14 protein-coding genes and 1 other RNA gene are annotated in these 14,127 nt (G+C 63.4%); 3 read left to right on the top strand and 12 right to left on the bottom strand.

Features of this window, described 5'->3' with window-relative positions:
- Positions 1 to 4 precede the first annotated feature (4 nt).
- Positions 5 to 661: an FkbM family methyltransferase gene (locus ACCD07_RS25715; RefSeq protein ID WP_413448971.1), complete on the top strand. Its 657-nt coding sequence runs from the start codon at positions 5 to 7 to the stop codon at positions 659 to 661.
- On the opposite strand, the gene ACCD07_RS25710 is transcribed toward ACCD07_RS25715, so the two are convergent.
- The 4 genes from ACCD07_RS25710 to dnaX all read right to left on the bottom strand — a co-directional run bounded on the left by ACCD07_RS25710 (position 658) and on the right by dnaX (position 5,562).
- Entirely contained in the window at positions 658 to 1,875 is a 1,218-nt protein-coding gene (locus ACCD07_RS25710) for a CaiB/BaiF CoA transferase family protein (protein ID WP_413448979.1), read from the bottom strand. The two genes, ACCD07_RS25715 and ACCD07_RS25710, sit on opposite strands and share 4 nt — an antisense overlap.
- A 62-nt stretch (positions 1,876 to 1,937) precedes the next feature.
- Entirely contained in the window at positions 1,938 to 2,528 is a 591-nt protein-coding gene (gene recR / locus ACCD07_RS25705) for a recombination mediator RecR (RefSeq protein WP_413448970.1), read from the bottom strand.
- Between the two features lie 21 nt (positions 2,529 to 2,549).
- Entirely contained in the window at positions 2,550 to 2,876 is a 327-nt protein-coding gene (locus tag ACCD07_RS25700; protein WP_176653583.1) for a YbaB/EbfC family nucleoid-associated protein, read from the bottom strand.
- Positions 2,877 to 2,925: 49 nt separating this feature from the next.
- Positions 2,926 to 5,562 (bottom strand): DNA polymerase III subunit gamma/tau, encoded by a 2,637-nt coding sequence (dnaX, locus tag ACCD07_RS25695; RefSeq protein WP_413448969.1) that lies wholly within the window; start codon positions 5,560 to 5,562, stop codon positions 2,926 to 2,928.
- 149 nt (positions 5,563 to 5,711) lie between these two features.
- Between dnaX and ACCD07_RS25690 the strand changes: the two genes are divergently transcribed.
- Positions 5,712 to 6,332, top strand: coding sequence for a DUF2987 domain-containing protein (locus ACCD07_RS25690; RefSeq protein WP_413448968.1), 621 nt, complete (start codon positions 5,712 to 5,714; stop codon positions 6,330 to 6,332).
- A 52-nt stretch (positions 6,333 to 6,384) separates the two neighbouring features.
- On the opposite strand, the gene ffs is transcribed toward ACCD07_RS25690, so the two are convergent.
- Both ffs and ubiD read right to left on the bottom strand, forming a co-directional pair.
- Positions 6,385 to 6,483: signal recognition particle sRNA small type (gene ffs / locus ACCD07_RS25685), an RNA gene on the bottom strand.
- Between the two features lie 15 nt (positions 6,484 to 6,498).
- Positions 6,499 to 7,983 (bottom strand): 4-hydroxy-3-polyprenylbenzoate decarboxylase, encoded by a 1,485-nt coding sequence (ubiD, locus tag ACCD07_RS25680; RefSeq protein ID WP_353405206.1) that lies wholly within the window; start codon positions 7,981 to 7,983, stop codon positions 6,499 to 6,501.
- A 496-nt stretch (positions 7,984 to 8,479) separates the two neighbouring features.
- Between ubiD and ACCD07_RS25675 the strand changes: the two genes are divergently transcribed.
- Positions 8,480 to 9,370, top strand: a complete 891-nt coding sequence (locus ACCD07_RS25675) for a transglycosylase SLT domain-containing protein (RefSeq protein WP_413448967.1) — start codon at positions 8,480 to 8,482, stop codon at positions 9,368 to 9,370.
- Between the two features lie 65 nt (positions 9,371 to 9,435).
- On the opposite strand, the gene ACCD07_RS25670 is transcribed toward ACCD07_RS25675, so the two are convergent.
- The 6 genes from ACCD07_RS25670 to ACCD07_RS25645 form a co-directional block, all read right to left on the bottom strand.
- The gene (locus ACCD07_RS25670) at positions 9,436 to 9,942 is read right to left on the bottom strand and encodes a hypothetical protein (protein ID WP_413448966.1); all 507 of its coding nucleotides are present in this window, start codon (positions 9,940 to 9,942) and stop codon (positions 9,436 to 9,438) included.
- A 184-nt stretch (positions 9,943 to 10,126) separates the two neighbouring features.
- Positions 10,127 to 10,666, bottom strand: a complete 540-nt coding sequence (locus tag ACCD07_RS25665) for a hypothetical protein (protein ID WP_353405208.1) — start codon at positions 10,664 to 10,666, stop codon at positions 10,127 to 10,129.
- Between the two features lie 238 nt (positions 10,667 to 10,904).
- Positions 10,905 to 11,375: a transcription antitermination factor NusB gene (gene nusB, locus ACCD07_RS25660; RefSeq protein ID WP_353405209.1), complete on the bottom strand. Its 471-nt coding sequence runs from the start codon at positions 11,373 to 11,375 to the stop codon at positions 10,905 to 10,907.
- 37 nt (positions 11,376 to 11,412) lie between these two features.
- Positions 11,413 to 11,901, bottom strand: a complete 489-nt coding sequence (gene ribH, locus ACCD07_RS25655) for a 6,7-dimethyl-8-ribityllumazine synthase (RefSeq protein WP_176653578.1) — start codon at positions 11,899 to 11,901, stop codon at positions 11,413 to 11,415.
- A gap of 26 nt (positions 11,902 to 11,927) precedes the next feature.
- Positions 11,928 to 13,037: a bifunctional 3,4-dihydroxy-2-butanone-4-phosphate synthase/GTP cyclohydrolase II gene (ribBA, locus tag ACCD07_RS25650; RefSeq protein WP_176653577.1), complete on the bottom strand. Its 1,110-nt coding sequence runs from the start codon at positions 13,035 to 13,037 to the stop codon at positions 11,928 to 11,930.
- 121 nt (positions 13,038 to 13,158) lie between these two features.
- On the bottom strand, positions 13,159 to 14,052 hold the full coding sequence (locus ACCD07_RS25645; protein WP_413448965.1) for an SDR family oxidoreductase: 894 nt from the start codon (positions 14,050 to 14,052) through the stop codon (positions 13,159 to 13,161).
- Positions 14,053 to 14,127 lie beyond the last annotated feature (75 nt).

The following is a 14,127-nucleotide window of genomic DNA, read 5'->3' as shown; positions in this document are numbered from 1 at the left end:
CGCGATGAGCTCGCAGCTGGGGCAAGACCATTTCGTGCTGTCGGTATTGAACGGCATGCGCGGCGGCTACTTCCTCGACTCCGGCGCGGCCGACGGCATCCGCTCCAGCAACACGCTGCTGCTCGAATCGGTGTACGGCTGGCGCGGCATCTGCATCGAACCCAACGACCGATATTTCCGGGCGCTGCAAGCGAACCGCCGTTGCATCTGTGTGCACAGCTGTCTCTACGATCAGGCGGGTGAAGTGGATTTCGTGGAAAACGCCCACATGCTGGGCGGCATACTGCAGGAATATCCGCCGGCGATGCTGCGTTATGCCCGCTCGCTGTTCGGCCCGCTGAACGCCGTGCGCAAGCCGGCGCGTACGATAGCCTCGATATTGAAGGAACACAAGGCGCCAGCCGTCATCGACTACTGGAGCCTGGACACAGAAGGCTCGGAGCTGGCGATACTGAAAAGTTTTCCGTTCGACGAATATCGATTGCGCCTGCTGACGGTCGAGCACAACCGGCAACCGGTGCGCGGGGCAATCCTGCACCTGCTGGAAGCGCGTGGTTATCGGCGCATCCATGACTTCGGCATCGACGATGGCTATCTCGGTCCAGGCGAACCGTTGCCGGGCAATTATGCGGCCTGGCGCAGCGCCGCATGGCGTCGTTAAAGCACGCCGTCCTGCTTCATGGCCGCGATGTCCTGCGCGCTGTAGCCCAGCGACTGCAACACCTCGTCGTTGTGCTGGCCCAGCGCCGGACCGATCCACTTGGTGTGGCCAGGCGTGGCCGACAGCTTGGGCGAAATCGCCGGCAGCTTGACCGGCGTGCCGTCGGCGAAGTGGTGCTGCTCGAACATCTCGCGCGCGATGAACTGCGGATCGACCATCATGTCGCGCACCGAATAGATCTTGCCGGCCGGGACATCGGCCGCCTTCAGCACCGCCAGCGCGCTGTCGATGTCGTGCGTGTCGCACCAGGCCTGGATGGCGTCGTCGATTTCCTGCGTGCGCTTGACGCGGCCGTCGTTGCGCTCCAGTTCCTTGTCGCCGGCCATGTCGATGCGGCCCATCGCCAGCATCAGCCGCTTGAAGATCGCATCGCCATTGCCGGCGATGACGATGTTCTCGCCGTCCCTGGTCGTGTATGTGTTGGATGGCACGATGCCGGGCAAGGCGCCGCCGGTACGCTCGCGCACCACGCCGGCGTGGTCGAACTCCGGCACCAGCGATTCCATCAGGTTGAACACGGATTCGTACAAGGCGACGTCGACCATCTGGCCTTCGCCCTTGAGCTTGCCGCCGGTCGCGTCGCGGTGGCGCAGCGCCATCATCGCGCCGATCACACCGTGCAGCGCCGCCACCGAATCGCCGATCGACACGCCCACCCGCACCGGCGGCCGGTCCGCGTGGCCGGACACGTAGCGCAAGCCGCCCATCGATTCGCCGATGGCGCCAAAGCCTGGCAAGTCCTTCATCGGCCCGGTCTGGCCAAAGCCCGACAGACGCACCATGATGGTGGCCGGATTGACCGCCTTCAATTGCTCGTAGCCGATGTCCCATTTTTCCAGCACGCCGGGACGGTAGTTCTCGATGATGATGTCCGCCTCCAGCGCCAGCTGGCGCGCGATGGCGCGGCCGCGGGCATGCTTCAGGTTCAGCGTCAGCGATTTCTTGTTGCGCGACTGCACCGACCACCACAGCGACGTGCCATCCTTCAGCACCCGCCATTTGCGGATCGGATCGCCGCCGTCGGGCGACTCGATCTTGATCACCTCGGCGCCGAACTCGGCCAGCATGCGCGCACAAAAAGGGCCCGCGATCAGCGTGCCCAGTTCCAGTACCTTGATACCGGCAAGGGGGCCAGCAGGGGTTTCAGGCGGCATGCCGCCTGCCTGCTTGCGGTCTTCCCCTGCAGGGGAAGACTCCTTCCCAGAGATCTTTTCAGTCATGTCGCCCTTCGATCCAGCATCGCGCGGGCGATGGTGCCCGCGTCCACGTATTCGAGTTCGCCGCCCACCGGCACGCCGCGCGCCAGCCTGCTGACGTTCAGGCCGCGCGCCTTCAGCAGCTCGCTGATGTAGTGCGCGGTCGCCTCGCCTTCGTTGGTGAAATTGGTGGCCAGCACCACTTCGGTGACCAGGCCGTCGGCGGCGCGCGCCACCAGTTTTTCCAGGTGAATATCCTTGGGGCCGATGCCGTCCAGCGGCGACAGCCGTCCCATCAACACAAAGTACAAGCCCTTGTAGGTCAGGGTCTGTTCGATCATCAGCTGGTCGGCCGGCGTCTCCACCACGCACAGCAGGCGGCGGTCGCGCTGCTCGTCGTTGCAGGTGTCGCAGACGTCTTCCTCGGTGAAGGTATTGCACAGCGCGCAGTGATGCACGGCGCTCACGGCCTGATGCAATGCGCGCGACAGCATGTCCGCCCCTTCGCGATCATGCTGCAGCAAGTGAAACGCCATCCGCTGCGCCGACTTGGGGCCGACGCCGGGCAGACGGCGCAACGCTTCCGTCAGGAATTCCAGCGATTTGGACATGGAGCCAGGCTGACGCCGTCCTTAGAAAGGCATCTTGAAGCCGGCCGGCAGATTCATGCCGGCGGTCAGGCCGCCCAGCTTTTCAGCGGAGGTGGCTTCGGCTTTGCGCACGGCGTCGTTGAAGGCGGCGGCGACCAGGTCTTCCAGCATGTCCTTGTCGTCGGCCAGCAGCGACGGATCGATCGTGACGCGCTTGACGTCGTTCTTGCAGGTCATGACGACCTTCACCAGGCCGGCGCCGGATTGGCCTTCGACTTCGATCAGGGCCAGCGCGTCCTGCGCCTTCTTCATGTTGTCCTGCATTGCTTGCGCTTGTTTCATCAAGCCAGCCAGTTGGTTCTTCATCATGATGGATACTCCGTGTTTGGAAACGAGTTTTTGAAAATTAAGGGTGTGATCAGTTGGCGGCCGCTGCCGAAGCAGCCGGCGGCACGATCGATCCCGGAACGACCCAGGCATCGAACTCGCGGATCATGCTGTTCACAAAGGGATCGTTGGCCACCACGTCTTCGGCGGCGCGCTGGCATGCTTCGCGATGCGCTTGCGCTTCGGCGCTGGCGGTGTACCAGACGGCGCCCAGTTCGGTGTCCACGCGTACGGGGCGGCCGAAGCGTTCTGTCAGCGCGACGGTGAGCTTTTCGACGTTGCCGGGCGTGCGCCAGGTTTCGATCGGCACGCGCACCTTGAACACCACCGCGTTGCCGTCGATGGAGCAGTCGATCAGCTCGGCCTGCATCGCCAATTGCTGGGCCACACCGCGCAACGGCAAGGCGGCGGCTACGGCCGGCCAGTTGCCATCCCAGTTCAGTTCCGGAACCGGGGTGATGACATAGGCGTGCGGGGCCTTGGCGGGGGCCGGCGCGGCGCGGGCGGGCATGACGACCGCTTGCGCCTCATCGGCATAGGACAGCGGCGCCGGCGCCTGATTGTGGGCTTGCGGCTGCGACTGCGCTGCGGGCGGCGCGTAAGCCTGCGCCGGGGCCGATTGCGCTACGGCGCTGTCGTCGGAAAATTCGGTCACCCAGGGTGGCAGGTCGTCTTCCTCATCGGCCTGCTGTTGCGCAGGCTGCGCGGCTGGGGCGACGTACTGAGGCGCGGCAGCGGGTGCGGTTTGCTGCACCGGCTGCACCACGGCCTGGCGAACAGGCGCCTCCAGGACAGCCGCTTGCGCGTCGCCGCCCATGGTGGCGGCCGGCGGCATATCGTCCCAAGGCGCGGGACGCGACGGTGCGACAGCGGAAGCGCTCGACGTGTACGACGCGGCAGGCGCTTGTGGCGCGGGTGCCGGAGGTGCGGCCATCGCGGGTGCGGTGTATGGTGCAGCCGACGGAGCTGGTGCGGCGGAGGCCGGTGGCGCCGAAGCGGCCGGCGCGGCGCTTGCCTGCGATGCCGAACGCGCGCCGGGCTTGGACGCAGCGCGCGCAGCTTCCAGCGCCGCATTGATCGCGGCGCGTGCGGTGCTGATCGGCGCGGCTGGTGCGGCAGGTGCGGTCGCTGGCGGCGGCGCGGCGGACGACTGTGCGGCCGGCGTAGCGGCAGCCTGCGGCGCGGCTTGGGCAGGCTGCGGCGCGGCTTGAACTGCTGCGGCCGGCGGCGCCGCTGGAGCTGCTGCGGCCTGCGGAGCAACTGGAGCTGCGGCGTGCGCCTGCGGTGCGGCTTGCACGGCAACCGGTGCCGGCGCTTGCGGCGCAGTCACCGCAGCCGGCGCGACACTGGCAGACGGGTTTGCAGGTACGGTGTATGCCGCAGCATCGGCCCGCGCCATCGCGGCAACAGCGCCGGCAACCACCGCCGGCGGCGTCACGCTCGCGTGGCTCGCTTGCACATGCGCGGCCGCGCGCGCAGGCGGCGCACCGGCAGCGGCGCGTGCCGATGCCATCGCCGCCTGGCGCGACATCGCCGGCGCCGCGACGGGTTGTCCTTCTGCCCCGCCTACGCCGGGCCGAAAGGCGAGCATGCGCAGCAAGGTCATCGAGAACCCTGCATATTCATCCGGCGCCAGACCCAATTCATTGCGGCCATGCACCGCGATCTGGTAATACAGTTGCACCTCTTCGGCGTCGAATGCACCGGCCAGGCGGACGATATCCGCGTGTTCCGGCAAATCGTCCGGCAGCGCGGCCGGCACCGTTTGCGCCAGGGCGATCCGATGCAGCAAGGTACCCAAATCCTGCAAGGCGCCGTTATACGACAGGCTGCGCGTGGCCATCTCATCGGCCACGGCCAGCAGATCCGCGCCATCCTGCGCGGCCAGCGCATCGAGCAAGCGAATCAGGTAAGACTGGTCCAGCGCGCCCAGCATGCCCTGCACCGCATCGAGCGTCACGGCGCCGGCGGCGTAGGCGATCGCCTGGTCGGTCAGCGACAGCGCGTCGCGCATCGAACCGTGCGCACCGGCGGCCAGCAGGCGCAAGGCCGGCTGTTCGAAGTTGATACCTTCCTGGCCCAGGATGTTTTCCAGGTGGCCGATGATGTGCCCCGGCGGCATCTGCTTCAGATTGAACTGCAGGCAGCGCGACAGCACCGTCACCGGGATCTTTTGCGGATCGGTGGTGGCCAGGATGAACTTGACGTGCTCAGGCGGTTCCTCCAGCGTCTTCAGCATCGAGTTGAAGGCGTGGTTGGTCAGCATGTGCACCTCATCGATCATATAGACCTTGAAGCGCGCATTGCTCGGCGCGTACACCGCCTGCTCCAGCAGCTGCGCCATCTCGTCGACGCCGCGGTTGGACGCCGCATCCATCTCGATGTAATCGACAAAGCGCCCCGCGTCGATCGCCGTACACGCTTCGCACACGCCGCATGGCGTCGGCGTGATGCCGCCGGTGCCGTCCGGGCCGACGCAATTGAGCGACTTGGCCAGGATGCGCGACAAGGTGGTCTTGCCGACCCCGCGCGTTCCGGTGAACAGATAGGCATGGTGCAGGCGGCCGCTGTGCAAGGCATGCGTCAGCGCGCGCACGACGTGCTCCTGGCCGACGAGCGTTTCGAAATTCTTGGGGCGGTATTTACGGGCGAGGACTTGATAGGACATGCTGGAATTTTACCGTAGATAGCGGGTGCCAAAGCGGCAATTGTAACAAGCCGCGACCGGATTAGGTAAGTCGGCGATCAGGCCTTACAATTTGTTTTTCTTTTAACATGACAAAAATGAAAAAATCAGCCCTCCTCCTGCCATTGTTGTTGTCCCTCACCGCCCACGCCGACGAGCGCGAATGGCTGCCATATAAGAAGCTGGTCGAAGACCTGCGCATCGACAAGTTCTACGCCCTGCCGGCCGCCGAACGCGACAAGATCAACCTGTATATCACCGTCAAGCCGAAAAACAAGAACTACAAGCCGGCCGACGTGGTGCTGACCGTGGTCCACGGCGCCGAACGCCAGCCGCTGCCGGCGCTGTCGCCCGACTTCCGCATGACGCTGGTGCCGAATTCCAAATGGATGACCGACGATACCAAGATCATGACCAGCCTGCCGAAGGAAGAAAAGTCGCAGGTCAACTACGACGTCACCACGCCGCTGCCGGAAGGCACGCAGTGGAACTATGCGCCGGTGATGGGCAGCGTCGGCCAGATGAACCAGGCGATCAAGAAGATGGCGGGTGCGCTGAGCATGTTCGCGCCCAGCGTCAAGGTGGTGGTGTTCAAGTTCAACAAGCCGGCGCAGCTGAAGGTCGGCACGACGGTCTACAGCACCGATGCCAAAAACCAGATCAAGCTGAAGCCCGAATCGGCATGGCTGAAGGAAAATCCGCTGATGGTGGCGTCCGAGCGGCCGTTCGAGGCGGAATTGGATAGTGAGTAAATAAGGAAGCAAATAAAAAAGCTGCCCATGGCAGCTTTTTTAATATCCCGAAGGAGGCGAGCCTGATCTGCGGCACTTATGGTTAATAGCCGTGGCTGCTTCGTTCCCGACCTGACCAGGTTAGCCATGCCACAATGCGCAGGGGCCCGCCGAGGGTGATTATACCCTACAGGCCCAACTCCTGCCAAATCTGATCCACCCGTGCCTTCACTTCGGGCGCCATGGTGATCACCGTGCCCCATTCGCGCGTGGTTTCGCCCGGCCACTTGTTGGTCGCGTCGATGCCCATCTTGCTGCCCAGGCCGCTCACCGGCGAGGCGAAGTCCAGGTAATCGATCGGCGTGTTGTCGACCAGCGTGGTGTCGCGGGTCGGATCGACGCGCGTGGTGATCGCCCAGATCACCTCGTTCCAGTCGCGGATGTTGACGTCCTCGTCCACCACCACGATGAACTTGGTGTACATGAACTGGCGCAGGAAGCTCCACACCCCGAACATCACGCGCTTGGCGTGGCCGGCGTACTGCTTCTTGATCTGCACCACCGCCATGCGGTAGCTGCAGCCTTCGGCCGGCAGGTGGAAATCGGTGATCTCCGAAAACTGCTTTTGCAGCAGCGGCACGAACACCTCGTTCAGCGCCAGGCCCAGGATCGCCGGTTCGTCCGGCGGCTTGCCTGTATAAGTAGAGTGATAGATGGGATCGCGGCGCATCGTGATGCGGTCGATGGTAAACACCGGGAACGAGTCCTGCTCGTTGTAATAGCCGGTGTGATCGCCGTATGGACCTTCGAGCGCGTGTTCGTAGCCGCTCGGGTGGTTTTCGTCAGGATAGATATGGCCTTCCAGCACAATCTCGGCCGACGCCGGCACCCGCAGTTCGCTGCCGATGGCCTTGACCAGCTCGGTGCGGCTGCCGCGCAGCAGGCCGGCGAACTGGTATTCCGACAGGCTGTCCGGCACCGGCGTGACCGCACCTAATATAGTAGCGGGGTCGGCACCCAGCGCGACGCAGATCGGATAGGGCTTGCCCTTGCTCTGTATGGCGTGCTCGCGGAAATCCAGCGCGCCGCCCCGATGCGCCAGCCAGCGCATGATGACCTTGTTCGGACCCAGCACCTGCTGGCGGTAGATGCCCAGGTTCTGCCGCTTCTTATTAGGACCCTTGGTGATCACCAGGCCCCAGGTGATCAGCGGCGCGACATCGCCGGGCCAGCAATGCTGAATCGGCAATTTCGACAAATCGACATCGGCGCCCTCCCAGACGATTTCCTGGCACGGCGCGCCGCGCAGTTCCTTCGGCGCCATGTCCCACACGGCCTTCACCAGCGAGCCCATGCCCATCAAATCCTTGAAGTCCTTGGGCGGTTCCGGTTCCTTCAGCCGCGCCAGCACGTGGCCGATCTTGCGCAGCTCGCTGACGCTGTCGGCGCCCATGCCCAGCGCCACGCGGCGCTCGGTGCCAAACAGATTACCCAGCACGGGGATGCTGTGGCCGGTCGGGTTCTGGAACAGCAAAGCCGGTCCGGCGGCCCGCAAAGTGCGGTCGCAAACCTCGGTCATCTCCAAATACGGTGAAACGGGGATCAAAATGGGCTTAAGTTCGCCCATTCGTTGCAGTTGAGAAATAAAATCTCGCAGATCAGAATATTTCATCGTTTTTTAATTATTTCTTACAACGCAGCATACTGTTTAAAAAGACAGGTCAAGTAGTTGATTTTATTGGTTTTAGGCGCAATACAAGCAAAAAAGTAAGATTTAAAAGTTATAGCTTTCGATTGCGTTAGTATTGACTTGATATAAAACGGCTTCTACAATTTGCCCTACTTGAAGAGAACACGGTTCAGCGCGAACTTAGATCGCTAAACGAACCACATACATGTGTTGCTTATTCATTCACGGAGTCGGGGCTCCACATGACATTTTAAGGAGTGTTTTCAAAAGGCGTCTGCCTTACCCCCGAAAGAAGTTGTATTGCCACTGATCGAATACCACAGGGAAAGATCAGCTCAAGCAAACAATGACGGCGTCCAACGCGCGCTCCCAGCGGCGGCGGACGATGAGATATTTCTGATGCACGGCATTAGCACCCGGTTTAGCTGCGTTCAACGCTGGCAGGGACCCGCTTTTACGGACATTTCAGGGGAACTATATGATCAATCGCATCACCGGTGCAACGCAGTTTGCCCGCACCATGGCTCGCCAGCCAGCAACGTGGTTTTCCACGACTCGCGTTTCGGCAAAAGGCGTGTTAACCACCGCCCAACATACTCTGACCATTTTGGGTGTAACCGCTTTAGTAGTGATGGCAGTCCTGTTTGTCCGTCCGGACCTGGCCAAGGCATTGAGCAACAGTCTGAACCACGAACCAGAAGCAGAAGCCGTTGCCGTCGTGGCGCCGCCGCTGTCGGCCCTGATGGAAACGCCAGCCTCGGCACCGGTTCCCAGCCCGGCGCCGCTGACGGCCGAAGAAAAAGCCCTGCTGGGCACGCAGAAGCAGCAACAATGGGTTACCTCCTGGCTGTCCAAGCGTTACCGCGTAGCCGGCGACGCCGCCAACATGCTGGTGTCCACCGCCTACCTGACGGCACGCGAGATCAAACTTGATCCGCTGCTGATCCTGGCGGTGATGGCGATTGAATCGGGCCTGAATCCGTTCGCGGAAAGCCCGGTCGGCGCGCAAGGCCTGATGCAGGTGATGTCGAAAGTGCACCACGACAAATTCCAGGAAATGGGCGGCCTGCAGGCAGCGCTGAACCCGGTGGCCAACATCCGTGTCGGTTCGCTGATCCTGAAGGATTACGTGACCCGCGGCGGTTCGGTGGAAGCCGGCCTGAAGATCTACGTCGGCGCCGGAGCGTTCGAGCACGACGACGGCTACGGCTCGAAAGTGCTGGCCGAGTACCAGCGCCTGAAGCAGGTTTCGGCAGGTAAGAAAGTGCCGACCATTACCCCGATGATGGCCGCAGCGCCAGTCAAGCCGGTGCCACCGGTGGCGGCGGCTGAAAAGTCGGTCAGCGGCACCCAGATCGCCGGCCTCTAATATATATATGTAGGGCAGCAACGACGAAGCCACCGCAAGGTGGCTTTTTTACGTCCGTACTCCGCCTATGGACAAGACCGGACCGAGGTCCTCCCGGTGTCCCGGAACGGATCGCGGCCGCCGCTGAAGGTGTTGGGCTCCTTGTAAATGCAGGCGGTGCCGCCGCCCGGCATGCGCCATTTGGTCACGCGTGAGCCGTCGGCCATGACCATTTCCCCGATCGCCCCGCTGCCGCCGCCCACGTAGGCGCTGCCGATGGCCGCCGCCAGCGGCGTGGTGTCGTTGACGACCGCCCTGTCGCGCTGCGTCCAGGCTTCCTTGCGCAACTGCTTGTCGATGTTGAAGGCGCTTTTCAGCGCGCGCTGTTTCAGGTCGTCCTCAGGCTTGACCGGCAATGCGAAGGGATCGGGCGGCGCGGCCTGGGTAATGGCTTGCGGCTGCGGCGCGGCCGGAGGCGGAGGCAGCAGCGCCATCGGTGCCGGTTCGACGCTGCGGGCGTTCGTTGGCCGCACCGGCCGCATGCGCTCCGAAGACTGCGCCGTTTTCGGTCGCTCCGGTGGGAGACGCCGCATCGGCGCCAGAATATAAGTGACCGGCGCGCGGACCGCCACAGACGTCGCCAGAGGCCGCTCAGGCGCCCGCCAGCAGAGAAACGCCACGATATGCACGCCGCCGATCAGCGCCAGCCAGCCGCACCGTCGCCAGGCCTGCGGGCCGGATGGTCGATTCAGTTCGATGATATGGCCTCTAGTTAGCTTACATTGGGCAGGTGCCGACCTTGGTCTTGACACCGTCGCGGAAGGGATCGCGGCCACCGGTCAGCGCGTTCGACTCCATGTAGGCGCAGTAGGTGCCGGCGGGGCCGTGGATCTTGGTCATATGGCGTCCGTCGGGGAGGCTGACCTCCTCGTACGTCACCGAGCCGCCGCCGATGTAGGCGCCGCCGATCTTGGCCGCCAGCGCGGTCTGGTCGTTGGCGACGAACTTGTCGCGCGGATTCCAGGCTTCCTTGCGCAGCTGCTTGTCGACGGCGGCCGCGCTTTTCAGGGCGCGCTGCCGCAAATCCTCGTCCGGCTTGGCCGGCAAGGCGAAGGGATCGGGCGGTGGCGCTGTCTGGGTGATGGCCTGCGGCACGGTCGGATGCACCGCCGGTGCCGGCGCCGGCAACGATGACGACGCCGGCGCTTCCCGCAACCGCCTGACTGGCGCCTGTGCCGTCTTCGGCCGCTCAGGCGGCGGCTGGACAGGGGCCAGGATATAGGTGATGCCCGCCTGGGGCGCCACGGGGGCCGCCAAAGGCCGCTCAGGCGTCCGCCAGCAGAGAAACGCCACGATATGCGCGCAGCCGATCAGCGCCAGCCAGCCTCGCCGTCGCCAGGCCTGCGGGCCGGATGGTCGATTCAGTTCGATGATATCGCCTCAAGTTAGCTTAAAACCAAGCGATACTGCTGCGCCCTCCTCTGCCCGTCAAAGCAAATATAAAAAAAGCCACCGCAAGATACCTTGGGTGGCTTTTAACAGTACCGGACGCCGCTTAGCGTTTCTTATCGGCGGCGACCTCGTCGGGACGAACCTTGGCAGCCAGCTTGTCCAGCACGCCGTTGACATATTTATGGCCATCGATACCGCCGAAGGACTTGGTCAGCTCGACCGCTTCGTTGATGACGACGCGGTAAGGGATTTCCAGGTTGTTCTTCAGCTCGAACGCACCGATCAGCAGCACGGCGTGCTCGATCGGGGACAGTTCCGCCACGCCGCGGTCGACCAGCGAGGCGAAGCTTTCGCGCAGCGCCACCGAATCCTTGATCGCGCCGTACAGCAGCACAGTGAAGTGATCGCCGTCCGCCTTGTCGAAGCCGTGCGCGGCGCGGATGTTGTTCACCACGGTGGCGGCGTCTTCATTGTTCAGCAGCCACTGATACAAACCCTGCAACGCAAACTCGCGCGCGCGGTGGCGCGGCGTACGGTTCTTGCTAGGGTTGGCGTGCAAAATTTTATCTGTCATGGTTATACCTGTTCTTAAATACTTACAAAATTACTGATTACTCGTCGTCGCCGTTGTCCTGGTTCAGCTCTTCCAGGGCGATGGTCAGATTGGCCATCTCAACCGCGACGCGCGCCGCGTCGGCGCCCTTCTCGGCCATGCGCACTTCGGCCTGCTCATCGGTCTCGGTGGTCAGGATCGCGTTGGCGATAGGAATACCATAATCGAGGCCGATACGGGTGATGCCCGCGCCCGATTCGTTCGACACCAGTTCGAAGTGATAGGTTTCGCCGCGGATCACCGCGCCCAGCGCGATCAGCGCGTCGAACTGCTGCGACTCCGCCATCTTCTGCAGAATCAGCGGCACTTCCAGCGCGCCCGGCACGGTCACGTGCAGCACGTCTTCATCGGCCACGCCCAGGTGTTTCAGTTCGGCCAGGCAGGCCGACAGCAGGCCGTGGCAGACGTCCTCGTTAAAGCGGGCCTGGACGATGCCGACACGCAGGCCATCGCCGGACAAATTGGTTTCGTAGCTTCCTACAGTCATGGAGTGCCTCTTTATATGTTGGGTTGTTAGTTCGGTTTGGCCAGGTAGCCGGTCACTTCCAGGTCGAAGCCCGTCATCGACGGCATCTTGCGCGGGCTGGCCAGCAGCTGCATCTTGCAGACGCCGACTTCACGCAGGATTTGCGCGCCGATACCGTAGCTGCGCAGGTCCATGCTGGCCGCGCGGCCCTTCGGCTTGGTTTCCGGCTTGCCCAGCGCGTCGAACTGGGCGAAGAACTGCTCCGCCGTTTCTTCGCAATTGAGCAGCACGATCACGCCGCGCTCGGACGCCTTGACCGCCGCCAGCGACGACGACAGGTTCCACGAGTGGGTGGTCGCTTCCGATTCCAGGATATCCAGGATGGACACCGGCTGGTGCACGCGCACCAGGGTTTCCTTGCTCTTTTCGATGTCGCCGTGCACCAGCGCCAGGTGCGCCGAGCCGCTCGGCTTGTCGCGGAAGGCGATCATGCGGAAGTCGCCCTGCGCCGTCTTCAGCGGACGCTCGCCGATCTTCTCGACCAGCGACTCGTTGCGGCTGCGGTAGTGGATCAGGTCGGCGATGGTGCCGATCTTCAGGCCGTGTTCCTTGGCGAATTCCAGCAGGTCCGGCAGGCGCGCCATGGTGCCGTCGTCCTTCATGATCTCGCAGATCACCGAGGCCGGCGTCAGGCCGGCCATCGAGGTCAGGTCGCAGCCGGCTTCGGTATGGCCGGCGCGCATCAGCACGCCGCCCTTTTGCGCCTTCAGCGGGAAGATGTGGCCCGGCTGGACGATGTCCGACGGCAGCGTGTCCTTGGCCACGGCCACCTGGATGGTCTTGGCGCGGTCGGCCGCCGAGATGCCGGTGGTCACGCCCTCGGCCGCCTCGATCGACACCGTGAAGTTGGTGCCGAAGGCGGTGCCGTTACGGGCCGACATCATCGACAGGTTCAACTGGTCGCAGCGCTCCTCGGTCAGGGTCAGGCAGACCAGGCCACGCGCGTGCTTGACCATGAAGTTGATGGCTTCAGGCGTGACGAAGTCCGCCGCAAGCACCAGGTCGCCCTCGTTTTCCCGGTCTTCCTCGTCGACCAGGATCACCATGCGGCCAGCGCGCAGTTCGGCGACGATTTCTTCGGTGCTGGAAATAGACATTTTTAATCCTTTGTAGCTGAGCTAGAACGTTTCTTAACCCGCTATTTTAAAGGATTTACGCCACCCCAACCGGAAACGCCGGTTTTTCCGCGAAAAACCGCTACCCAACGTGGTGACAGTCCTATTCTCCTCGATAGTGCCCGGCTGCGATATCTTCCAGCAGTGTCGGATGCCGTGGTTGCCAATCCAGCAACTCGCGGGTGGCGGCGCTCGATGCGGCCGCATCCAGGCCGAAGAACATGCCGAGCCAATCAAAATGCTCGCGCGCCTGGTCCGCTGGGATTGTCGTCACTGGCACGTTGAGAAACTGGCCCAGCGCAGCAGCGATCTCCCGCGTGGCGACGCCTTCCTCGCCAACAGCGTGCAGCACGCTGCCCGCAGGAGCCTTGTCGATCGCCAGTTGAACCAGCTTGCCTGCATCCAGCCGGTTCACCGCGGACCACCGGTTCCGGCCATCGCCGATGTACGCCGACACGCCCTTCTTGCGCGCGATGCTGGCGAGCACGGAGACGAATCCATGATCGCCGCCGGCGCCGTGCACAGTCGGCGAAAAGCGCATCACCATCGCCCGAATGCCGCGCTCCACCAGACTCAGCGTGTACGCCGCATTCCCCAGGCGCGGATGCATCGAGATATTGGGCATGTCGCGTTCCGTGCCGATCCGCCCCGTAGCCAGCCCCAGCGTGCCGGAGGCGATGAGCAGCGGACCATTCGAGTCTTCCAGCACATCGGCGAACGTCTCGATGGCCGTGCGGTCCATCCGCGCGGCGGCCGCCATTTGAGAGAAGTCGTGGCTGTAGCCGAGGTGCACCACGCCCTCTGCCCGCCCGGCGGCCGCGCGCAGGCTGACCAAGTCATTCAGGCTGCCGCGAACCACTTCGGCGCCCAGCTTGTCAACTTTGGCGGCGGCTTCATCCGATCGGGCCAGCCCAAGAACATGATGTCCTGCGGCGATCAGTTCGGTGACGGTGGCCGAGCCGATCCAGCCGGACGCACCGGTAACGAGTAAGCGCATGGGATTTCCTTTCGAAGTGATGTCATCAAGTGTCATCAGTATAGACCTATAATGTCACTTTGTGTCAACACCAGG

This window comes from Duganella sp. Dugasp56 (assembly GCF_047304105.1).
Classification (GTDB): Bacteria; Pseudomonadota; Gammaproteobacteria; order Burkholderiales; family Burkholderiaceae_D; genus Rugamonas; species Rugamonas hordei.
Note: the sequence above shows the minus strand (reverse complement) of the source record. Positions and strands in the feature narration are given on the sequence as shown.